This is a genomic window from Pseudomonas sp. KBN12P06040, assembly GCF_037574965.1.
In the GTDB taxonomy this organism is placed as follows: domain Bacteria; phylum Pseudomonadota; class Gammaproteobacteria; order Pseudomonadales; family Pseudomonadaceae; genus Pseudomonas; species Pseudomonas aeruginosa.
This window is the reverse complement of sequence record NZ_JBBELS010000001.1, coordinates 3,475,767-3,495,829: the sequence shown is the minus strand read 5'-3', so window position 1 is coordinate 3,495,829 and position 20,063 is coordinate 3,475,767. Positions and strand designations below refer to the sequence as shown.

Annotated in this window: 19 protein-coding genes; 8 read left to right on the top strand and 11 right to left on the bottom strand. The window is 67.4% G+C overall.

Features of this window, described 5'->3' with window-relative positions:
- Nucleotides 1-9: 9 nt before the first annotated feature.
- The 8 genes from VQ067_RS16405 to VQ067_RS16370 form a co-directional block, all read right to left on the bottom strand.
- Nucleotides 10-633, bottom strand: coding sequence for a glutathione S-transferase family protein (locus tag VQ067_RS16405; protein WP_003088140.1), 624 nt, complete (start codon nucleotides 631-633; stop codon nucleotides 10-12).
- A gap of 88 nt (nucleotides 634-721) precedes the next feature.
- On the bottom strand, nucleotides 722-1,111 hold the full coding sequence (locus VQ067_RS16400; protein ID WP_003088144.1) for a hypothetical protein: 390 nt from the start codon (nucleotides 1,109-1,111) through the stop codon (nucleotides 722-724).
- The gene (locus tag VQ067_RS16395) at nucleotides 1,108-1,845 is read right to left on the bottom strand and encodes a hypothetical protein (protein WP_003088145.1); all 738 of its coding nucleotides are present in this window, start codon (nucleotides 1,843-1,845) and stop codon (nucleotides 1,108-1,110) included. The genes VQ067_RS16400 and VQ067_RS16395 overlap by 4 nt, the downstream gene beginning before the upstream one ends.
- Nucleotides 1,842-4,271 carry a penicillin acylase family protein gene (locus tag VQ067_RS16390; RefSeq protein ID WP_033991671.1) on the bottom strand — a complete coding sequence of 810 codons (2,430 nt, stop codon included), beginning with the start codon at nucleotides 4,269-4,271 and terminating at the stop codon, nucleotides 1,842-1,844. The genes VQ067_RS16395 and VQ067_RS16390 overlap by 4 nt, the downstream gene beginning before the upstream one ends.
- 25 nt (nucleotides 4,272-4,296) lie before the next feature.
- On the bottom strand, nucleotides 4,297-4,920 hold the full coding sequence (locus tag VQ067_RS16385) for a 2OG-Fe(II) oxygenase (RefSeq protein ID WP_009314568.1): 624 nt from the start codon (nucleotides 4,918-4,920) through the stop codon (nucleotides 4,297-4,299).
- 16 nt (nucleotides 4,921-4,936) lie between these two features.
- Nucleotides 4,937-6,211, bottom strand: coding sequence for a fatty acid desaturase (locus tag VQ067_RS16380; protein WP_003110482.1), 1,275 nt, complete (start codon nucleotides 6,209-6,211; stop codon nucleotides 4,937-4,939).
- Between the two features lie 18 nt (nucleotides 6,212-6,229).
- Complete coding sequence (locus tag VQ067_RS16375; RefSeq protein WP_003088150.1) at nucleotides 6,230-7,399, bottom strand: hypothetical protein; 1,170 nt, start codon at nucleotides 7,397-7,399, stop codon at nucleotides 6,230-6,232.
- A gap of 5 nt (nucleotides 7,400-7,404) precedes the next feature.
- The gene (locus tag VQ067_RS16370) at nucleotides 7,405-8,172 is read right to left on the bottom strand and encodes a sterol desaturase family protein (protein WP_003102692.1); all 768 of its coding nucleotides are present in this window, start codon (nucleotides 8,170-8,172) and stop codon (nucleotides 7,405-7,407) included.
- Between the two features lie 761 nt (nucleotides 8,173-8,933).
- Here VQ067_RS16370 and qscR point away from each other — a divergent pair.
- The 8 genes from qscR to phzG all read left to right on the top strand — a co-directional run bounded on the left by qscR (nucleotide 8,934) and on the right by phzG (nucleotide 16,402).
- Nucleotides 8,934-9,647 (top strand): quorum-sensing transcriptional repressor QscR, encoded by a 714-nt coding sequence (gene qscR, locus VQ067_RS16365; RefSeq protein ID WP_023091923.1) that lies wholly within the window; start codon nucleotides 8,934-8,936, stop codon nucleotides 9,645-9,647.
- Nucleotides 9,648-10,128: 481 nt separating this feature from the next.
- The gene (gene phzA, locus VQ067_RS16360) at nucleotides 10,129-10,617 is read left to right on the top strand and encodes a phenazine biosynthesis protein PhzA (protein ID WP_317951685.1); all 489 of its coding nucleotides are present in this window, start codon (nucleotides 10,129-10,131) and stop codon (nucleotides 10,615-10,617) included.
- 35 nt (nucleotides 10,618-10,652) lie between these two features.
- Nucleotides 10,653-11,141, top strand: a complete 489-nt coding sequence (gene phzB, locus VQ067_RS16355) for a phenazine biosynthesis protein PhzB (protein ID WP_003115119.1) — start codon at nucleotides 10,653-10,655, stop codon at nucleotides 11,139-11,141.
- A 23-nt stretch (nucleotides 11,142-11,164) separates the two neighbouring features.
- A complete protein-coding gene (phzC, locus tag VQ067_RS16350) occupies nucleotides 11,165-12,382 on the top strand; it encodes a phenazine biosynthesis protein PhzC (protein WP_015502308.1) in 1,218 nt (405 codons plus the stop codon).
- Nucleotides 12,379-13,002 (top strand): phenazine biosynthesis protein PhzD, encoded by a 624-nt coding sequence (gene phzD / locus VQ067_RS16345; RefSeq protein WP_034020307.1) that lies wholly within the window; start codon nucleotides 12,379-12,381, stop codon nucleotides 13,000-13,002. Before phzC ends, phzD begins: the two co-directional genes overlap by 4 nt.
- The gene (gene phzE / locus VQ067_RS16340) at nucleotides 12,999-14,882 is read left to right on the top strand and encodes a phenazine biosynthesis protein PhzE (RefSeq protein ID WP_058185139.1); all 1,884 of its coding nucleotides are present in this window, start codon (nucleotides 12,999-13,001) and stop codon (nucleotides 14,880-14,882) included. Before phzD ends, phzE begins: the two co-directional genes overlap by 4 nt.
- Before the next feature lie 13 nt (nucleotides 14,883-14,895).
- Nucleotides 14,896-15,732, top strand: coding sequence for a phenazine biosynthesis protein PhzF (gene phzF / locus VQ067_RS16335; RefSeq protein ID WP_003117652.1), 837 nt, complete (start codon nucleotides 14,896-14,898; stop codon nucleotides 15,730-15,732).
- Between the two features lie 25 nt (nucleotides 15,733-15,757).
- Nucleotides 15,758-16,402 (top strand): phenazine biosynthesis FMN-dependent oxidase PhzG, encoded by a 645-nt coding sequence (phzG, locus tag VQ067_RS16330; RefSeq protein WP_003112073.1) that lies wholly within the window; start codon nucleotides 15,758-15,760, stop codon nucleotides 16,400-16,402.
- Nucleotides 16,403-16,643: 241 nt separating this feature from the next.
- Here the strand turns inward: phzG and VQ067_RS16325 are convergent, their stop codons facing one another.
- Genes VQ067_RS16325 through VQ067_RS16315 form a run of 3 tightly spaced genes read right to left on the bottom strand, consistent with a single transcriptional unit; the run spans nucleotide 16,644 to nucleotide 20,062 of the window.
- A complete protein-coding gene (locus VQ067_RS16325) occupies nucleotides 16,644-17,171 on the bottom strand; it encodes an HIT family protein (RefSeq protein WP_023091920.1) in 528 nt (175 codons plus the stop codon).
- 42 nt (nucleotides 17,172-17,213) lie between these two features.
- A complete protein-coding gene (locus VQ067_RS16320; protein WP_033991016.1) occupies nucleotides 17,214-18,854 on the bottom strand; it encodes an alpha/beta hydrolase in 1,641 nt (546 codons plus the stop codon).
- A complete protein-coding gene (locus VQ067_RS16315) occupies nucleotides 18,851-20,062 on the bottom strand; it encodes an MFS transporter (protein ID WP_003158858.1) in 1,212 nt (403 codons plus the stop codon). The genes VQ067_RS16320 and VQ067_RS16315 overlap by 4 nt, the downstream gene beginning before the upstream one ends.
- Nucleotide 20,063: the final 1 nt, after the last annotated feature.

Below are 20,063 nucleotides of genomic sequence, written 5' to 3'. Positions count from 1 at the left end.
GCGCCTCGCTCAGGGTACGCCGTTGCGGCCGTGGGCGAGGAAGCCGGGACGGGCGCCGAGGCGCTCGTAATAGGCGCGCACCGCTGGCAGCGACGGATGCTCGAACGGCGTCTCGTACCAGCGGTTGACCGACAGGCCGATGGCGATGTCGGCCAGGCTGAAGGTCTCGCCGGCGACATAGGCGCCGGTGCGTAGCAGTTGTCCCTCGAGGATTTCCATGAAGCCCGTCCAGCCGCGCAACGAAGCCTCCACCTGGGCCGCGTCGCGGTGCGCCGGCGACTGCCGGACCAGGCTCATGAAGGCATAGCTCCACGAGCGGTTGAGGTCGGAGGCCTGCCAGTCCAGCCACTGGTCGACCCGCGCGCGCGGCGCCGCCTGCTGCGGATAGAGGCGTTCGCCGGCATAGCGGTTGGCCAGGTAGCGGATGATGCTGTTGGATTCCCAGAGCACCAGTTCGCCGTCGCGCAGCACCGGCACCATGGCGTTCGGGTTGAGGGCGAGGAACTCCGCCGCGTGGGTGTCGCGGAAGCCGCTGCCCCAGTCTTCGCGGCGGTAGGGCAGGTCCAGTTCGGCGCAGGTCCAGAGCACCTTGCGCACGTTGATCGAAGAGGCCTTTCCGAGAATCTCCAGCATGGCGATGGCGCGTCCTTGGGCGGATAGGAAGGCTCCGAGTATACGGGCCGATCCCGCCGACGGGGAACGGCTCGAGCGGGGGCGCCGGCTAGGCGCCGCTGGCTTGCCGGCGACCCGGGCGGCGGCGCGCCCAGAGGGCGAAGTAGAGCCAGCCGATGACGAACGATGGCGCCACGCTCGCCAATGGATGCGGCGTGCCCGAGAGCCAGTGCAGCGCGGCCATCGGCGCGGTCAGCAGGAGCACCACCAGCAGGGGCGCCTGGCGTTGCGCAAGGCCGTGGCGGCGGCCGAGACATTGCAACAGGTACAGGCCGAAGCGCGTCGCCAGGAGACTCGCGGCGCCCTGGAGCAGGGCGGCGACGCCCATCCCGGCCAGGCCGCCGTCCTGGTTGGCATAGGCCGCCCAGGCGCCGTAGAGCACCGCGGCCGGCAGCGCCGCCAGCCACGGGTCGTCGGAGCGCTGCGCGAGTCCGCTCACCGGATGATCCTCTGCTGCACGTAGGGTTCGGCACCGGGCGCGAGGCGGACCATGCAGAGGATCTGGTCGCTGCTGCCGACGTGGGCGACGAAGTGGTCGTTGGTCCTGGCGTGGCTGGACATCGCCATGCGCGGGAAGAAATCCGGGGCGACGCTGCGTTGCCCGCCGGGTATCAGGCCGGTTTCCGCATCCAGGCGCAGGTTGGCGGACAGCGTGCCGACCACGTCGAGGGCCAGGTCGACCATGTCCGGGCTCTGGCGCGGCGCTTCCAGGTCCGGGTACAGCGTCGCTCCCGGGATCCGCGCGCTGAGGGCGCGGAACATGTTGTAGACCACCGGGTTGTAGGTCTTCGCCACGATCAGCGGCGGCAGCCCGCCGTTGCGCTCGCTGACCTGGCGCAGGAAGAACTGGTTGATCCGCTTGAACAGGCTGGTGCGGTGGTAGCGGTCGACCACCATCGCCGTCCACAGGTAGAGGAAGCGCGTCGAGCCGCGGACGAAGTCCTTCGCGCCCAGGATGCCGATGATCCGTTCGCCCTCCGGGTCGGTCGCCAATACCAGGTGGTCGTAGGTCTCGAAGATATCCGGCTGGTTGCCGAAGTATTGCAGCACGTCGAACTGCGGCATTCCCTCTTGCAGGTCGGCGACTATCTTGCGTTTGAAGCCCTCGGGGAATTGCCGTTCGCGGCTGGAGTAGTCGAGGTCGAAGGCGTTTTTCTGCGGATCGCTGGTCATGGTCGTGGCTCGCCGGAGGAAGAGGCTGAAGGGCGCAGGACCAACTGGCGGTCCGTCGCGTCGGGGGCGTCGTCGGCGATACGGATGTACGCGCCGCGGGCCCAGAGTTCGTTGAGGTCGGTGGCGCCGTCGAACGGCAGGCCGGAGTTGCGGGTGGACAGCGCGTAGCGCGAGTTGTCGAAGTCCGCCAGGTCGATGACCATCCGCAGGGTCGCGGCGATCCGGGTGTTGAACGGGTTGGCCGGGTCGCTGTAGTCGAAGCGCCCGACGTTGACGCTGAAGTTGTCGCCGCCCTTGTTGTTCTTCAGGTCGAACAGCGCGCGCAGCGGGGTCTTGTGGAAGGGCACGTGCTCGGCGAGGGCGGCGTGCGCCTCGCCCCACTTCCAGCCGCTCGGCGCGCTTCCGTGGGCGGCACGCAGTTCGTCGAGGGCGCGGCGCAACGACTGGTTCAGCTTGAGGTCGCAGCCTTGTTCCTGGCCGCACCAGAAGCGCAGGTCGGCCTGGCCGTCGAGGATCAGCCGGAGGAATCCGTCGTAGTTGCGCTGGTTCCAGCCGCTGGCCAGCAACTGCGTGCCGATCCTCGGTTGCAGCAGCTCGCGGGTGAAGGCGCGTACCCAGTAGCCGGCGATCAGTGGCGCGGCCAGGTCGGCGGCGGCCTGGTGGTTCCAGCCCTGGAGCAGGGCGAAGGCCTCGCTGGCGCGCAGTTCGGGGTCGCTGACCTGCTCCAGCATCTTCGGCAACAGGCTCGCCATCACGCTGGAGAACTCGTCGTTCTGCAACTCCAGGCTGTCTTCCAGGGTGCGCTGGCCGGGGCCGCCGAGCCACTCGCGGATGCGGTCATAGCGGTAGGGCAGGACCCAGTCGTGGCCGAAGTCGAAGGCATTGTCGGGCGGCACGATGCGCTGGTTCGCCGTGGCGATGAACCCTTCGCGGGGGTTGAGGCTGCGTGGCTTGGCGCTTTCCGGAACGTAGCCGACCCAGTCGTAGCGGCTCTCCCAGCCGGGCGAGGGGGCCAGGCCATGGAGGTCGTCGTCGGCGCCGCGGAGCGGTACGCGACCGGCGGAGACGTAGCCGATGTTGCCCTCGACGTCGGCATAGACCATGTTCTGCGGCGGTACGCCGAAGTCGGCGGCGGCGTCGAGGAACTGTTCCCAGCCTTCGGCCCGGTTGATCGCCAGCAGGCTCGGGAAGGTCTTGTCGTGATGGTCGAGGCCGGTCCAGGCGAGGGCGATCACCAGCCGGTCGCGCTGCGCCTGCGGCAGCCGCGCCGGTTCGTAGATGTCGCTGATCACCGGGCCGTGGCGGGTGCTGCGGACCTCCAGCGAGACCGGCTCGCCGTCGCGCACGGCGATGCGTTCCAGGCGCGTCTCGAAGGGCCGGTAGCCGTCCGGGGTCAGGTAGCGCCGCGGGTCCTGGGGATCGACGCGCTCCAGGTAGGCGTCCTGGATGTGCGAGCCGGTATTGGTGTAGCCCCAGGCGATGCGCTGGTTATGGCCGATGACGAACAGCGGGGCGCCGGCAAAGTTGGCGCCGGTGAGGCTCAGGCCGGGGATCTTCAGGCTGGCCAGGTAGAAGGCCGCCGGGTTGGTCAGGCGCAGGTGCGGATCGTTGGCCAGCAGCGGCTTGCCGGTGGCGCTGCGGCTGGCGGAGACCACCCAGTTGTTCGAACCGATGCCCTCGACGTTGGAACCGGGCAGTTGCCCCAGCAGCTTGCCGGCGTCCGGCGTGCCGCGCAGGGAGCGGTACAGGCTGGCGTAGTCGCGGGTGGCCGGGGGCCGCTCGCCCGGATAGGGGGCGAACACCTCGTTGATCCGCGCCAGGTCCAGGTGCTCGGCCAGCGCCAGGCGCTGCAACTGCATGCCCAGGTTGGCGCTCAGGGTCCAGGAATAGAGCAGGTGCAGGGACAGGCTGTCCACCGGCCCCCAAGGCCCCGGCCGTTCGTGGCGCACCAGGCTGAATTCCAGCGGCAGCGCCGCCGGGGCCAGCTCCAGGTAGGCGTTGATCCCGTCGCTGTAGCGTTGCAACAGGACGCGCGTGGGCGCGTCCAGGTTGGCGTAGATGCCTTCGGCGGTGCGTCGGAAGCCCAGGGTGCGGGCGAACCTGTCCATCGGCAGGGTCTTGGCGCCGAACACTTCGGAGAGCGTCCCGCCGGCATAGCGGCGGGCGAACTCCATCTGCCACAGGCGATCCCTGGCGTGGCTGTAGCCGAGCAGGAAATAGCCGTCCTCCAGGCTCTGCGCGCGGATATGCGGGACGCCGGCGGCGTCCCAGGCGATCCGCCCCTCGTGTTCCAGGCCATGGCCGACCTGGATCTCGCCGTACTTGAAGCCCAGCGGGACGGCCAGCAGGTAGACCGCGCAGGCCACTAGCCCCAGCAGCAGGCCGCCGAGGGACAGGCGCCAGGCGTAACGTGCGTTCTTCGACATCGCTTCGAGTCTCCACGCCGACGGGTCAATAGACCCGCCGGTTCCGGTCCGCATGGCGACTGACGAAGAACACCAGCGAGACGCGCTCGCCGGCGGTCACCCGCTGGACCTCGTGGGGATAGCTGCAATCGCTGATGATCACCGAGCGCGGCTCCGGCTTGATGTCGTTGCGCAGGTTGCCATCGCGGTCGTAGACCACGAACTGGCCGCCGGCGAAGTAGGTGCCGAGCTGCAGGACGATGGAGTACTGGTAGTCCGGGTTGCTGTCGGTATCCAGGTGCCGGCCGATGAACGAGCCGGCCTTCATCCGGTTCACCTGCATGCGCCGCACGTAGAAGGCGTCGTCGCCCATCAGCTTGCGGAACAGGCTCATCACGTTGTCGTTGCAGACGCGCGGGATGATCAGCTCCGACAGCGCATGGTTGACCACCGTGGGACGGTCGCGGTCGGTCATGAAACGGGCCACGTAGAGGTCGTTCTCCTCGTCGGCGTCGCCGATCAGGATCTTCTCCCACGGCAGGGTCGAGTTGGCCAGGACCTGGTTCATCAGTTCCCAGTCCTGCTCGTCGTAGAGCGCGTCGCTGGGGGTGATATAGGCGCAGCCGTTGGCTGCCAGACTCTGGGTGATCTGGGCAATCTGAGTATTCATGGGGTTTCCTGTGTGATCAGGCAGTAGCCTGGGATGCGGGTTGGTTGGTGTGGGGCTGGTTGGCGGCATCGGTCTCCGGAGCGAGCCGGGCATGGTTCTCGCGGTACCAGTCGACGATTCCGAACGGGTCCGACTGGCCGCGGCAGAGGTGGTCGCGCAGGATCAGGAAGTTCTCCCACATGCCCCAGGTCTCGGTCATCGGGCCGAACTTCGAGGGGCGCGCCTCGTTGGCCGCGCGCTCCGGCGCGATGCGCCAGAAGTTCACTCCCGGCTTGCGATGGTGGAAGTCGTGGCTGGGCAGGTCCTGCATGAAGGAGAACACCCGCAGCGGGATGTCGATCAGCAGCACGCCCAGGCTCCAGCGAACGAACGCCAGGGCGAAGGCCAGGCCCTGCTTGTCGGCCGGGTAGGGGCGGCCGAGGAAGCGTCCCCAGCTCAGCGAGCCGTAGTGCAGGAAGCGCGGCAGGCCGTGCTCGTTGCGGGCGAACCAGAGGTGCTCGGAGACGTGCTGGATCCACGACGAGTACTGGGTGAGGATGAAGATCGGGAACAGGTAGAACAGCGCGAACGCCTCCAGGTAGCCGCTGGCGTACACCAGGCCGAGCAGCGCGGCCCAGTAGAGCGCCCGGCTGACGCGCTCGTGGCGCGGGGCGGAGACGAAGCTGACGTCGAAGCGGAACTTCAGGTGCTCGAGGATCCGCGCCGGATGGAAGGGCGCGAGCACCAGGCGGGTCCAGAAGGCGCTCTCGGACATGCCCTTGTAGAAGCCGTGCTGCTTCATGAAGACCAGGTCGACGTCGTGCTCGGTATTGAAGGTGCGTACGCTGTGGTGTTCGTTCACGTGCAGCTTCACGTACTCGTCGCGCGGGGTGTGCAGGATCGGGATCGACAGGATCCACTTGCAGGTGAAGCGGGCCAGCGCCTTGTTCTCCAGGCTGGCGCCATGGGTGGTGTAGTGGAAGGTATGGAGGAAGCCACGCTGGCGGTTGACCACCAGGCACATGATCAACGCGCCCAGCAGGCACTTCAGCCACAGCGGCTGCTGCGAGGCGAGCAGTTGCTGGCCGTAGACCACCGCGAGGAAGAACACCGCGTAGCCCCAACTGATATGCAGGTAGAGCTGCCAGGGCTTGAGCAGGGTGTCTTTCGGTCGCCGCGGCGGGCGGTCGTTCAGCGACTTGCCGGTGACCCAGGTCCAGAACGGCTGGCAGGGCAGATCCTTGTAGGTACGGCGCACGTCGATGCCGTATCCGTACTTGGAGTATCGGGTCTTGAACAGTTCATCTTGCATGGCGCAGGCGCTCCCTGGTTACAGGTAGTCGGTTCGGATGTAGAGCGTCGGGACGGTCGCGAAGAACGAGTAGAACGGCTCCATCCGGTAGTGATCGACGGCCAGCACGACGAAGTTGTCGAAGCGCTCGCCGAAGAGTTTTCCCATCAATGCGTACTCGGCGGCCTGGGAGACGAAGCTGGCCCAGATCTGCTCGCGCGACTGGCTGGCGAACCATTTCTCGTAGAGCGGCAGGCGCGACAGGAAGATCGATTCCAGGGCCGGGTAGTCCAGCCCGGTCTGGCCGTAGTCGCCCTGTTCCAGGCGCTGGACGATCTCGCCGTGGGCCCGGTGCCAGCCGTCCTCGCCGCCGCACATCTCGAAGAACGAGCAGGTCGCGGCCGGGCAGGGCAGGGCCCCGGCGATCCGCTCGAGCTGGCGCTCGACCTTGCCGAGGAAACCCTCGCGGGTCTCGCCAGTGGCGGGGTTGCGGTTGAACGACAGGTATTCGAACTCGCCGCCGAGGATCGCGTGGCGGATTTCCACCTGGCGCGCCCTGGCCAGCTCCGCCACCGCCTGCCCGGCGCTGACCAGCTTGGCGCCGGCCAGACCGGGCTGGTCGCCGACTCGCTCGAAGGTGTAGCGCGGCTTGCCCTCGGCATCGCTGGAGTGCGAGTAGTCCGGGCATACCGCGCTCACCAGGTGCAACGGACGGCCTTCGCCAGCGGCGCGCTCCAGCGCCTCCACCAGGCCGCGCAGGGCCCGCTCGCTGGGCGGCATGACGTTGCCGGCGGCCAGCCAGCGCTCGATGTCGCGGGCGTGGCGGTCGAGCTGCGGGATGTCCGGATGCTTGAGTTCCAGCTCGCTCTTGGCGTTGACCGCATCGGCCAGGAGCAGGGTGGTCAGGGACGGGATGCGTCCCTTGCTCTTGAAGCGGTGGATGTTGGTGACCACCGAGTTGCCCTGGCGCAGCTTGAAGTCGAATTCCTGGTGGCGCGACTGGAGGATCAGGTAGAACAGGTAGTTGCTGAACGGCAGCTCGCGCGCGCCGTGGGAGATGCGCAGCTCCAGATACCTGCGTTTCAGTTCGCCGAGGCGCGTTTCCAGTTGCGCATAGGTATGGTCGGGGACCACTTCGGCGAGGGGGAGGCCATACGAGATGGATTTCAATATGTTCCGGCTGAGACGGGAATCGATGTCTGGAATCATGGCGTTCACCTGACGTCGGGCTTGACCAGGACGGGAGCGGGCTGGGTTTTTCCGGGGAGGCTGTGCACGTCGCGGAACAGCAGCATGTCGACGAACTGCTGCTCCTTGTCGCCGGCGAAGCCCTGCGGCTCGTCGATGCGGCGGGGGTTCTCGTAGGTGCCGAACAACATGTCCCAGATCGGGAAGTCGCTGTAGTTGCACTCGTGGCGGTCGCGCTGGTGGTGGATGCGGTGCATCTCCGGGCGCTGGAACAGGTAGCCGAGGACGTGCGGGGTGCGCAGGTTCGAGTGGTAGAACATCTCGCCGAGCGCGGCGAACATGATGTAGTAGGCGCCAGCCTCGATGCTGATGCCCATCACCACGTAGGCGACGAAGCTGCCCAGCAGCGAGTTGAAGACCATCTCGGTCGGATGCTTGTAGAAGGAGGTGAATACCTCGATGCGTTGCGGCGCGTGGTGCAACTGGTGGAACAGCCGCCAGAGCGTGTCGTTGGCGTGGCGCGCGCGATGCCACCAGTAGGTGACGAAGGTGTTGACGAAGTAGGCGGCGAAGCCGGCCAGCAGTGGTGGCAGGGCATCCGAGGTGTGCAGCAGGCTGTGCCCCATCATCCATTTGTTCCAGGTGATGCCGGCGAGCAGGGCGATCGACACCTGGACGATGTTGAGGAAGATCACCCGGGCCACCCAGGTGCTCACCTTGGGCAATTTCCAGCCGGGAACCAACTGTTCCAGCATGAAGATGAATAGCGCCACTCCGATCAAGTAATAAATCATATTTATCTCCTCTTCCTTAGGGGCGGACGCCATGCGGAACTTTCATCGATACGAAAGGCCAGCGTCCTGTTTATTGTCTGAAGCACTTCTCGGCAGGCTGCGGTTATCGCTTCGCTATATTCGGAAGGCGATCTCGGTCAGGCGTGGATAGCTTGTCCATGGTCGAATGGAGCGCTCTTTTTAATTGCCTCAGAATGCGCTTCGTGAAAATCGGCACGGACAATGAAATGCCTGGTCGAATTAAATTGTCACAGCCCGGCAGGGACAACCTGCCCTTCCGGGCAGGTATCTGCGGAGAGATAGGGGGGGAAGTATGTAGTTGCCATTTCTGGTCCCCGGGGAGCCTCGTCGACGAGGCCCGCCATGGGCCAAGGTTTGTTGTCGGGAGGCCCTCCCGACGACGATGGAGCGTGCGAGAAGAACAATGAGAAAGACCGCCGTGAGGCCCATCGGAGAGCCGTTCTACGGTTTCCGCAAAGATCCGGGGCGCCGTCCCCTCCAGCACAGCGCAGTTCCTGCGCGGCGCCTCGTGTCCGTGCTCATCGAGAAATTCTCTTCAGCCTCGTTTCGTCGTCGCCCGGCGGGCGGCGAATGGGCTCGACCTCGTCCGGAACACCCGCACAGGGCCGGCGGCGATATGTACTTCCAGGTCCGGCTTGATAAAGGGAATTGTCATGAGTGGATAAGACGGAAACAAAAAAGAATAAAAACGCTGAAGAACCGAATCCTGCCGGGATCGATTGTTGACTGGTGAAGCTGGCATGCATGATGAGAGAGAGGGATATCTCGAGATTTTGTCAAGAATAACAACCGAGGAAGAGTTCTTCTCCCTGGTTCTCGAGATATGCGGTAATTATGGATTCGAATTCTTTTCATTCGGTGCGCGGGCGCCTTTCCCGCTGACCGCGCCTAAATATCATTTCTTGTCCAATTACCCAGGGGAATGGAAAAACAGATATATCTCCGAAGACTACACATCCATCGACCCGATCGTGCGCCATGGTCTCCTGGAATACACCCCGCTGATCTGGAATGGCGAAGACTTCCAGGAGAACCGTTTCTTCTGGGAGGAAGCGCTGCATCACGGCATCCGTCACGGCTGGTCGATCCCGGTCCGCGGCAAGTACGGGCTGATCAGCATGCTGTCCCTGGTGCGTTCCAGCGAGAGCATCGCCGCCACGGAAATCCTGGAGAAGGAATCCTTCCTGCTCTGGATCACCAGCATGCTGCAGGCTACCTTCGGCGACCTGCTGGCGCCGCGCATCGTCCCGGAAAGCAATGTGCGCCTGACCGCCAGGGAAACCGAGATGCTCAAGTGGACCGCGGTGGGCAAGACCTACGGCGAGATCGGCCTGATCCTGTCGATCGACCAGCGCACGGTGAAATTCCATATCGTCAATGCGATGCGCAAGCTCAACTCCAGCAACAAGGCGGAGGCCACCATGAAGGCCTACGCCATCGGCCTGCTCAACTGAATCGACGCCTCGTCGCCTAGCGAGGCCGCCACGCAAGCGTCCGGCCATTCACCGAATGGCCGGATAGCGTTTGCGCCGGTCGCCTGAGCGCAGCCTTCCCACCGGCAGCGTTTCCCCGCTGCCCCCTTCGCCATTGCGCCCGTCCTCCTGTTGTCCGGCACGCTAGTGCAACTTTCCGGACGCTTGGCAAACCGGCCAAAGAATAGAACGGAATCGATGCCCCACACCTGTAATTTTTAAGGGGTTATGGCTATTGCAAAAAAGCGTTTATAAGTTTGTCCCCTGTCAAATCTGGTTACAACTGGGTTTCAGGCGAAACATTCGGTCATGGCAATTCGGCATTAGTTGAAACTTTGGAGACGCTCCGAAGCGGGCAACTTTTGCCCGGAAAAAGTTTCACGGCAATTTCTCCGGCCTGTCATCCCGATGTCTTCTTTCCGGTATGGATGCCAGTCGATTCGAACTGGCGGAGATTCGCACCATGCGAGAGTACCAACGGTTGAAAGGGTTTACCGACAACCTGGAATTACGGCGGTGCAACCGTGCCACGGTCGAGCACTACATGCGCATGAAGGGGGCCGAACGGTTGCAGCGGCACAGCCTGTTCGTCGAGGACGGCTGCGCCGGCAACTGGACCACGGAAAGCGGTGAACCCCTGGTTTTCCGGGGCCATGAGAGCCTCAGGCGGCTCGCCGAGTGGCTCGAGCGCTGCTTCCCCGACTGGGAGTGGCACAACGTGCGGATCTTCGAGACCGAGGATCCGAACCACTTCTGGGTCGAGTGCGACGGGCGCGGCAAGGCGCTGGTCCCGGGGTATCCGCAGGGCTATTGCGAGAACCACTACATCCATTCCTTCGAACTCGAGAACGGCCGGATAAAACGCAATCGCGAGTTCATGAACCCGATGCAGAAATTGCGTGCATTGGGAATAGCCGTTCCGCAAATAAAACGTGACGGCATTCCCACCTGATTAATGATTATTCCAATTCAAGAGGAGATATGACGATGCTCGATAATGCTATTCCCCAAGGTTTCGAAGACGCCGTGGAGTTGCGCAGGAAGAATCGCGAGACGGTGGTCAAGTATATGAACACCAAAGGCCAGGATCGCCTGCGCCGCCATGAACTTTTCGTCGAGGACGGCTGTGGCGGTTTATGGACCACCGATACCGGCTCGCCCATCGTCATTCGTGGCAAGGACAAGCTGGCCGAGCACGCGGTGTGGTCGCTGAAATGTTTCCCGGATTGGGAGTGGTACAACATCAAGGTCTTCGAGACCGACGATCCCAACCACTTCTGGGTCGAGTGCGACGGCCACGGCAAGATCCTCTTCCCCGGGTATCCCGAGGGTTACTACGAGAACCACTTCCTGCATTCCTTCGAGCTGGACGACGGCAAGATCAAGCGCAACCGCGAATTCATGAACGTCTTCCAGCAATTGCGCGCCCTGAGCATTCCGGTCCCGCAGATCAAACGCGAAGGCATTCCCACCTGAGGCCATCCTGGAAGGGGTGAACTATGGACGATCTATTGCAACGCGTACGGCGCTGCGAAGCGCTGCAGCAACCCGAATGGGGCGATCCGTCGCGCCTGCGCGACGTGCAGGCGTACCTGCGCGGCAGTCCGGCGCTGATCCGCGCCGGCGACATCCTGGCCCTGCGCGCGACCCTGGCGCGGGTCGCCCGCGGCGAGGCGCTGGTGGTGCAGTGCGGCGACTGCGCCGAGGACATGGACGACCACCATGCCGAGAACGTGGCGCGCAAGGCCGCCGTGCTGGAACTGCTGGCCGGCGCCCTGCGCCTGGCCGGCCGGCGGCCGGTGATCCGCGTCGGGCGCATCGCCGGGCAGTACGCCAAGCCGCGTTCCAAGCCGCACGAGCAGGTCGGCGAGCAGACCCTGCCGGTCTATCGCGGCGACATGGTCAACGGCCGCGAGGCCCATGCCGAGCAGCGCCGGGCCGATCCGCAGCGGATCCTCAAGGGCTACGCGGCGGCGCGCAACATCATGCGCCACCTGGGCTGGGACGCCGCGTCCGGGCAGGAGGCGAATGCCTCGCCGGTCTGGACCAGCCACGAGATGCTGCTGCTCGACTACGAGCTGTCGATGCTGCGCGAGGACGAGCAGCGCCGGGTCTATCTCGGTTCGACCCACTGGCCGTGGATCGGCGAGCGCACCCGCCAGGTCGACGGCGCCCATGTGGCGCTGCTGGCCGAGGTGCTCAACCCGGTGGCCTGCAAGGTCGGTCCGGAGATCGGCCGCGACCAGTTGCTGGCGCTCTGCGAGCGCCTCGACCCGCGCCGCGAGCCGGGGCGCCTGACGCTGATCGCGCGGATGGGCGCGCAGAAGGTCGGCGAGCGCCTGCCGCCGCTGGTGGAAGCGGTGCGCGCGGCCGGCCACCCGGTGATCTGGCTGAGCGACCCGATGCACGGCAACACCATCGTCGCGCCCTGCGGCAACAAGACCCGCCTGGTGCGCAGCATCGCCGAGGAGGTGGCGGCGTTCCGCCTGGCGGTGTCCGGCTCCGGCGGCGTGGCCGCCGGGCTGCACCTGGAGACCACCCCGGACGACGTCACCGAGTGCGTCGCCGATTCCAGCGGCCTGCACCAGGTCGGCCGGCACTACACCAGCCTCTGCGATCCGCGGCTGAACCCCTGGCAGGCGCTCAGCGCGGTGATGGCCTGGGCCGGCGCAGAAGCGTCCCCGAGCGCAACCTTCCCCCTGGAGACCGTGGCATGAGCGGCATTCCCGAAATCACCGCCTATCCCTTGCCGACCGCCCAGCAGCTGCCGGCCAACCTGGCGCGCTGGAGCCTGGAGCCGCGGCGCGCGGTGCTGTTGGTGCACGACATGCAGCGCTACTTCCTGCGCCCGCTGCCCGAGAGCCTGCGCGCCGGGCTGGTGGCCAACGCCGCGCGGCTGCGCCGCTGGTGCGTCGAGCAGGGCGTGCAGATCGCCTACACCGCCCAGCCGGGCAGCATGACCGAGAAGCAGCGCGGCCTGCTCAAGGACTTCTGGGGGCCGGGCATGCGCGCCAGTCCGGCCGACCGCGAAGTGGTCGAGGAGCTGGCGCCGGGGCCGGACGACTGGCTGCTGACCAAGTGGCGCTACAGCGCCTTCTTCCACTCCGACCTGCTCCAGCGGATGCGCGCCGCCGGCCGCGACCAGTTGGTGCTGTGCGGCGTATACGCCCACGTCGGGGTGCTGATCTCCACGGTCGACGCCTACTCCAACGACATCCAGCCGTTCCTGGTGGCCGACGCCATCGCCGACTTCAGCGAGGCGCACCACCGCATGGCCCTGGAGTACGCCGCCAGCCGCTGCGCGATGGTGGTCACCACCGATGAGGTGCTGGAATGAACGCCCTGCCCACATCGCTGTTGCAGCGCCTGCTCGAACGGCCGGCGCCGTTCGCCTTGCTCTACCGCCCGGAAAGCAATGGCCCGGGCCTGCTCGACGTGATCCGCGGCGAGGCGCTCGAACTGCACGGCCTGGCCGACCTGCCGCTGGACGAGCCCGGCCCGGGCCTGCCGCGCCATGACCTGCTGGCGCTGATTCCCTACCGGCAGATCGCCGAGCGCGGCTTCGAGGCGCTCGACGACGGCACGCCGCTGCTGGCGCTGAAGGTCCTGGAGCAGGAACTGCTGCCGTTGGAGCAGGCCCTGGCGCTGCTGCCGAACCAGGCGCTGGAACTGAGCGAGGAAGGTTTCGACCTCGACGACGAGGCCTACGCCGAAGTGGTCGAGCGGGTCATCGCCGACGAGATCGGTCGCGGCGAAGGCGCCAACTTCGTGATCAAGCGGCGCTTCCAGGCGCGCATCGACGGCTACGCCACGGCCAGCGCGCTGAGTTTCTTCCGCCAGTTGCTGCTGCGCGAGAAGGGCGCCTACTGGACCTTCATCGTCCACACCGGCGAACGCACCCTGGTCGGCGCCTCGCCCGAGCGACACATCAGCGTGCGCGACGGCCTGGCGGTGATGAACCCGATCAGCGGCACCTACCGCTACCCGCCGGCCGGGCCGAACCTGGCCGAGGTCATGGAATTCCTCGACAACCGCAAGGAAGCCGACGAGCTGTACATGGTGGTGGACGAGGAGCTGAAGATGATGGCGCGGATCTGCGAGGACGGCGGCCGGGTGCTCGGTCCCTACCTCAAGGAGATGGCGCACCTGGCGCACACCGAGTACTTCATCGAGGGCCAGACCAGCCGCGACGTGCGCGAGGTGCTGCGCGAGACGCTGTTCGCCCCGACCGTCACCGGCAGCCCGCTGGAAAGCGCCTGCCGGGTGATCCGCCGCTACGAGCCGCAGGGGCGCGGCTACTACAGCGGGGTGGCGGCGCTGATCGGCGGCGACGGCCAGGGTGGGCGCACGCTGGACTCGGCGATCCTGATCCGCACCGCCGAGATCGAGGGCGACGGCCGCCTGCGCATCGGCGTCGGCTCGACCATCGTGCGTCACTCCGATCCCCTGGGCGAGGCGGCGGAAAGCCGGGCCAAGGCTTCCGGGCTGATCGCCGCGCTGAAGAGCCAGGCGCCGCAGCGCCTGGGCTCGCACCCGCACGTGGTGGCGGCGCTGGCCAGCCGCAACGCGCCGATCGCCGACTTCTGGCTGCGCGGCGCCAGCGAGCGCCAGCAGTTGCAGGCCGACCTGTCCGGACGCGAGGTGCTGATCGTCGATGCCGAGGACACCTTCACCTCGATGATCGCCAAGCAGCTCAAGTCGCTGGGCCTGACGGTGACCGTGCGCGGCTTCCAGGAGCCGTACTCGTTCGACGGCTACGACCTGGTGATCATGGGCCCCGGCCCGGGCAACCCCACCGAGATCGGCCAGCCGAAGATCGGCCACCTGCACCTGGCCATCCGTTCGCTGCTCAGCGAGCGCCGGCCGTTCCTCGCCGTGTGCCTGAGCCACCAGGTGCTGAGCCTGTGCCTGGGCCTGGACCTGCAACGCCGGCAGGAACCCAACCAGGGCGTGCAGAAACAGATCGACCTGTTCGGCGCCGCCGAGCGCGTCGGCTTCTACAACACCTTCGCCGCGCGCGCCCTGCAGGACCGCATCGAGATCCCCGAGGTCGGCCCGATCGAGATCAGCCGCGACCGCGAGACCGGCGAGGTCCACGCCCTGCGCGGGCCGCGCTTCGCCTCCATGCAATTCCACCCCGAATCGGTGCTGACCCGCGAGGGTCCGCGCATCATCGCCGACCTGCTGCGCCACGCGCTGGTCGAGCGGCGGCCCTGAGCCAGGAGAGCCCATGCACAGATATGTCGTGATAGACGCCTTCGCCAGCGAACCGCTGCAAGGCAACCCGGTGGCGGTGTTCTTCGACTGCGACGACCTCAGCGGCGAGCGCATGCAGCGCATGGCGCGGGAGATGAACCTGTCGGAGAGCACCTTCGTGCTCCGCCCGCAACAGGACGGCGACGCGCGCATCCGCATCTTCACCCCGGTCAACGAACTGCCGTTCGCCGGCCACCCGCTGCTGGGCACCGCCATCGCCCTGGGCGCCGAGACCGACAAGGACAGGCTGTTCCTGGAGACCAGGATGGGCACCGTGCCCTTCGCCCTGGAGCGCCAGGACGGCAAGGTGGTGGCCTGCAGCATGCAGCAGCCGATCCCCACCTGGGAGCACTTCAGCCGCCCGGCCGAGCTGCTCGCCGCCCTCGGCCTGAAGGGCTCGACCTTTCCCATCGAGGTCTACCGCAACGGCCCGCGCCACGTCTTCGTCGGTCTGGAGAGCGTCGCCGCGCTGTCCGCGCTGCACCCCGACCACCGCGCGCTGTGCGACTTCCCGGACCTGGCGGTGAACTGCTTCGCCGGCGCCGGGCGGCACTGGCGCAGCCGCATGTTCTCGCCGGCCTATGGCGTGGTCGAGGACGCCGCCACCGGTTCCGCCGCCGGGCCGCTGGCGATCCACCTGGCGCGCCACCGGCAGATCCCCTACGGGCAGCAGATCGAGATCCTCCAGGGCGTCGAGATCGGCCGGCCGTCGCGCATGTACGCCCGCGCTGAGGGTGCCGGCGAGCGGGTCTCGACGGTGGAAGTGTCGGGCAACGGCGCGGCCTTCGCCGAAGGCCGGGCCTACCTGTGAACGGGCAGAACGGAGGAACGCCGTGATGGGCGTCAACGCGAACATTTCCGAGTCCCTCACCGGGACCATCGAAGCCCCTTTCCCGGAGTTCGAGGCGCCGCCGGCGAACCCCATGGAGGTGCTGCGCAACTGGCTGGAACGCGCCCGCCGCTACGGCGTGCGCGAGCCGCGGGCACTGGCCCTGGCCACGGTCGACGGGCAGGGCCGGCCGTCGACGCGGATCGTGGTGATCGCCGAACTCGGCGAACGCGGGGTGGTGTTCGCCACCCACGCCGATAGCCAGAAGGGCCGCGAACTGGCGCAGAACCCCTGGGCCTCGGGGGTGCTGTACTGGCGCGAGAGCAGCCAGCAGATCATCCTCAACGGCCGCGCCGAACGCCTGCCCGACGAGCGCGCCGACGCCCAGTGGCTGAGCCGCCCGTACCAGACCCACCCGATGTCGATCGCCTCGCGGCAGAGCGAAACCCTCGCCGACATCCACGCCCTGCGCGCCGAAGCCCGGCGCCTGGCGGAAACCGACGGCCCGCTGCCGCGCCCGCCGGGCTACTGCCTGTTCGAACTGTGCCTGGAGTCGGTGGAGTTCTGGGGCAACGGCACCGAGCGGCTGCACGAGCGCCTGCGCTACGACCGCGACGAAGGAGGCTGGAAGCACCGCTACCTGCAACCGTGACGACACCGCTGCGCCGGCGTTTCACGGCGGATATGCGTCCCGCGGCCCCGGAGCCGGGCCGTAGGGCGAATAACGCCACCGGCGTTATCCGCCGCTGCGCCGACGTTTCATGGCGGATAACCGCAAGCGGTTATTCGCCCTACGCGGCCTCGAAGCCCACCCGTTTCATGGCGGGTATTCATCCCTCACGGCCTTGGAACCCATCCGTTTCACGGTGGATAACCGCATGCGGTCATGCGCCCTACGCGGGCTCGGAGTCCGGCCCAGGCGATGTTCGGGGTTGGACGCCGTAGCCGAATGCCCGGCGCAATCCGGCGATCGCCTGTTGCCGATCCATGCCGCGCACGGCCGGTGGATCGGCGCGTTCGCAGAATTCGCGCCAGACGAACAGGGTCAGCTCGGCGCCATCGGTAAGGGGTTCGGCGGTCGGCACGCCGAACTGCTGGAGCGTCCGGTAGCGCGTGTCCTCCCAGAACAGTTCCTCGACCCAGTCGTACAGTGGAATCAGGTGGAAATGCACCGGCAGGCCGGGCATGTGGCCGTAGCGGCCGACATAGATGCGTCGCGGCCGCAGGAGCGCGTCCATTTCGCGCTCGACCCTGGCCAGCAGCGGCCCGAATTCGGCGAGGGCTTGTTCCGGCAGTTGGTGGAAGGCCGTCGCCGGTTGCCGCGAGCCGAGCATGCAGTAGCCGGGCAGGGCCGAGTCGATCCGCTGGTTCAGCGTCCAGTGGCGGGTCTGGTGGATGATCAGCTCGGGCGGGATATGCATGGGGCGGCGCTCCGCAGATGGGGCGCCCACTGTAACCCGTCGTCAGGGAAGATCCAGCCCGGTCTTGCGCCGTTTCATTTCGTCGATGCGTTGTCGCAGCGCCAGGCGCTGGGCTTCCGGCTTGGCCAGCCACCAGTCGCGCACCGCCGAGTTGTCGTAGCGCGTCAGCCAGGCGGGGAAGCGCGCCATCTGCGCTTGCGGAAAGTCGTTGGCGCGGCCGCGCAGGTAGTGATCGAAGAAACCCAGCACCAGGGCGTTGGGAGCCTGGATGAGGACTTCCGTCGGTGCCGAGCCGAGCAGCCCGTCGCGCAGCGGCCGGCGGATGAACAGCGGATTGTCGGTAAGCCCGGCATGGGCCGAATCGCGCAGTATCAGGCGATGAATGTCCTGGCGCTGGCCGGCGTGCTCGAAGCGTTCGTAGGAAAAGTCGTTGAAGCTTCTCGGGCGGGCCGGCGGTTCGATGCCGAACAGCCGGTAGAAGTTGCCAAGGTCGGCGTGCAGCATCAGCAGCGGCGCCGGGAAATCGCTATCGAAGGGCGCGAAGTCGAAGTCGCCGCCGTCGAGGTTGACCGCTGCCGCGCAGCGTCGGTCGACCATGCAGACCGCGCCGGTGGTCGAGCCGCCGAAGGACATGCCCATCTCGCCGGTATGCGCGAAGTCGCTGGCGGCCACCAGGTCGGCGACCCTGTCCGGGACCTCGCCGGCCTGCAGGCGGTCATGGACGAACAGGCGGTCGGCCAGCCATACCGGCGCGCTGAGGTTGACGGCGCGGTTGGCCGGGGCGGGCAGGTCGAGGGCGGTGTGCAACTGGCCGTCGAGGCGCTGGTCGAGATCGTCGCTGACATAGCCCTGGCGCATGGCCTGCGGCAAGCCGTCGTGGGCGGCCCGACGCAGGTGTTCGACCAGCCCGGGGTCCATGGGCAGCAGCGTGCCGTCGGGCAGGCGGGTCGGCGACGCGTCGCCGCTGTGCTGAATGGCGTAGACCGCGTAGCCGTGGCTGGCCAGTTCTTCCATCAGGGTCCAGTTGCCGCCGGCGAAGGCGCTGTAGCCGTGGCTGTAGAACACCACCGGCAGGCGAGCGGAGTCGTCGCGTAGCGGGGCGTCCGGATAGGAATTGGTGCGCAGGTGCTTGAGGTAGGCGAGCAACGGCGGAAAGCCGAGTATTTCACCGAAGCCCCGCGCGGTGCTGCGTGCCTCGTCCGGGTCGAAGTAGTGGCGTGGTGCGGCGCCGGCGATCGGGCGCGCCGGGTACCAGGCACGTACCAGCAGGCGCCGCGGCTGCCCGGCCGGGGCGCCGAGCAGGCCGGGCCGGCTGGGGTCGTCCAGTTCGAAATCGCGCACGCCGACCGCATAGGGGCCGCTCGGCGCCGGTAGCGGCGCGACCGGGAACAGGTACAGCGCGGCGATTGCCAGCAGCACCAGCAGGCCGTACAGCGAACCGGTCCGGAACGGCAGGCCGCGCACGGGCTTCCGGCGCAGACAGGCGCCGAGCAGCAGGGAGAAACCGGCGAAGGCGCCGACGCCGGCTTGCCAGCGGTCGTCCCATACAGCGTACAGGCCGGCGCCGAGCGCCAGCGTCGAGGCGAGCGCCAGCAGGCCACGGCGGCCGGGCAGGGCGGGTATCCACCAGGCGAGCAGGGCCGCCAGCAGGGTCGCGACCAGCAGCAGGTCGACAGCGGTCATGGTGCTTCGCTCCTCGTTTCCACGGGGCGCGTCGGTTGGCTCGGCCAGAACGCCGCCAGCGCCAGCAGCAGACCGACCAGCGCGTAGGGGGCGCGGCTGTCCAATTGGTGGAGCAGCGCGCCGAGCAGCGGCCCGCTGATCAGGCCGAAGCCATGTACGGCCACCAGGGTGCCGGCGGCGGCACCCTGTTCCTCGGCGCGCACGGCATTGGCGTTGAGCGCCGAGACTGCCGGGAACACCCAACCCATGCCCGCCGCGGCGACGAAGAAGGCCAGCCAGAGCAGCGGCGGCGAGTCGGCGAAGCACACGGCGGCGAAACCGATGGCGGCGACCAGCCCGCCGACCCGGATCAGTCGCGGCGGTGGCCAGTCCAGGCGGCGCACCAGGAGCTGGGCCAGGATCAGCGCGACGCCCACGGCGGTCAGGGCGATGCCGGCCACCCGCGCGGCGTCGGCGGAATCCAGGCGCAGCCGGTCGAGGGCGAAGAAGCCCACGGTGATCTGCGCCACGGTGACGCTGAACATCGCCACGAAGCCCACCGCCAGCGGCCGCCGCAGGCGGCGGTCGCCGATCGCCAGGGCGGCGCCGCGGTTCGGCTGGCGACGCTCCTCGCGCGGCAGCCAGCGCCAGAGCGCCAGCAGGGCGACCAGGGGCAGCGCGCCGGTGACCAGCAACGGCAGGACCAACCCGTGAGTCGCCAGCAGTCCGGCCAGCCCCGGCCCGATCACCATGCCTATCGCGCTGGCCGCGCCGAGTCCGGCCAGCGCCGCGGCGCGTCGTTGCGCCTCGACGTGATCGGCCACCAGTGCCGCCGTGCAGGCTGGCACCGCGGCGTAGAAACCGCCGGCGAGGCCGCGCAGGAGAACGATACCGGCGAAGGCGAGCAGGGTCGGCAACGTCCAGTGCAAGGCGAGCACGATGAACAGGCAGAGCGAGCCGTAGGAGAGGGCGAAGCCGGCCAGCCCGCCGAGCAGTATCCGCCGTCGCCCATGCCGGTCGCTGGCGATGCCCCAGGGCCGCGCCGCGAGCATCCAGGCGATGCCGCCGACGGTCACCGCGGCGCCGGCCTGCCAGGGCGCCAGGCCGAGCTTGCGGGCGAGCGGGCCGACCAGGGCGACGAAGGACATCACCGCCAGGGTGCAGACGAAGGTCTCGAACATCAGCGGACGCAGGTCCAGGGTGTTGGCGGAGGGCGGCGGGGTAGTCATC

Bases quoted from the DNA above. Each gene is read 5' to 3' on its own strand.
- VQ067_RS16405 (WP_003088140.1), bottom strand. From the start codon at position 633: ATGCTGGAGATTCTCGGAAAGGCCTCTTCGATCAACGTGCGCAAGGTG.
- VQ067_RS16395 (WP_003088145.1), bottom strand. From the start codon at position 1,845: ATGACCAGCGATCCGCAGAAAAACGCCTTCGACCTCGACTACTCCAGC.
- VQ067_RS16390 (WP_033991671.1), bottom strand. From the start codon at position 4,271: ATGTCGAAGAACGCACGTTACGCCTGGCGCCTGTCCCTCGGCGGCCTG.
- VQ067_RS16385 (WP_009314568.1), bottom strand. From the start codon at position 4,920: ATGAATACTCAGATTGCCCAGATCACCCAGAGTCTGGCAGCCAACGGC.
- VQ067_RS16380 (WP_003110482.1), bottom strand. From the start codon at position 6,211: ATGCAAGATGAACTGTTCAAGACCCGATACTCCAAGTACGGATACGGC.
- VQ067_RS16375 (WP_003088150.1), bottom strand. From the start codon at position 7,399: ATGATTCCAGACATCGATTCCCGTCTCAGCCGGAACATATTGAAATCC.
- VQ067_RS16370 (WP_003102692.1), bottom strand. From the start codon at position 8,172: ATGATTTATTACTTGATCGGAGTGGCGCTATTCATCTTCATGCTGGAA.
- qscR (WP_023091923.1), top strand. From the start codon at position 8,934: ATGCATGATGAGAGAGAGGGATATCTCGAGATTTTGTCAAGAATAACA.
- phzA (WP_317951685.1), top strand. From the start codon at position 10,129: ATGCGAGAGTACCAACGGTTGAAAGGGTTTACCGACAACCTGGAATTA.
- phzB (WP_003115119.1), top strand. From the start codon at position 10,653: ATGCTCGATAATGCTATTCCCCAAGGTTTCGAAGACGCCGTGGAGTTG.
- phzC (WP_015502308.1), top strand. From the start codon at position 11,165: ATGGACGATCTATTGCAACGCGTACGGCGCTGCGAAGCGCTGCAGCAA.
- phzD (WP_034020307.1), top strand. From the start codon at position 12,379: ATGAGCGGCATTCCCGAAATCACCGCCTATCCCTTGCCGACCGCCCAG.
- phzE (WP_058185139.1), top strand. From the start codon at position 12,999: ATGAACGCCCTGCCCACATCGCTGTTGCAGCGCCTGCTCGAACGGCCG.
- phzF (WP_003117652.1), top strand. From the start codon at position 14,896: ATGCACAGATATGTCGTGATAGACGCCTTCGCCAGCGAACCGCTGCAA.
- phzG (WP_003112073.1), top strand. From the start codon at position 15,758: ATGGGCGTCAACGCGAACATTTCCGAGTCCCTCACCGGGACCATCGAA.
- VQ067_RS16325 (WP_023091920.1), bottom strand. From the start codon at position 17,171: ATGCATATCCCGCCCGAGCTGATCATCCACCAGACCCGCCACTGGACG.
- VQ067_RS16320 (WP_033991016.1), bottom strand. From the start codon at position 18,854: ATGACCGCTGTCGACCTGCTGCTGGTCGCGACCCTGCTGGCGGCCCTG.
- VQ067_RS16315 (WP_003158858.1), bottom strand. From the start codon at position 20,062: ATGACTACCCCGCCGCCCTCCGCCAACACCCTGGACCTGCGTCCGCTG.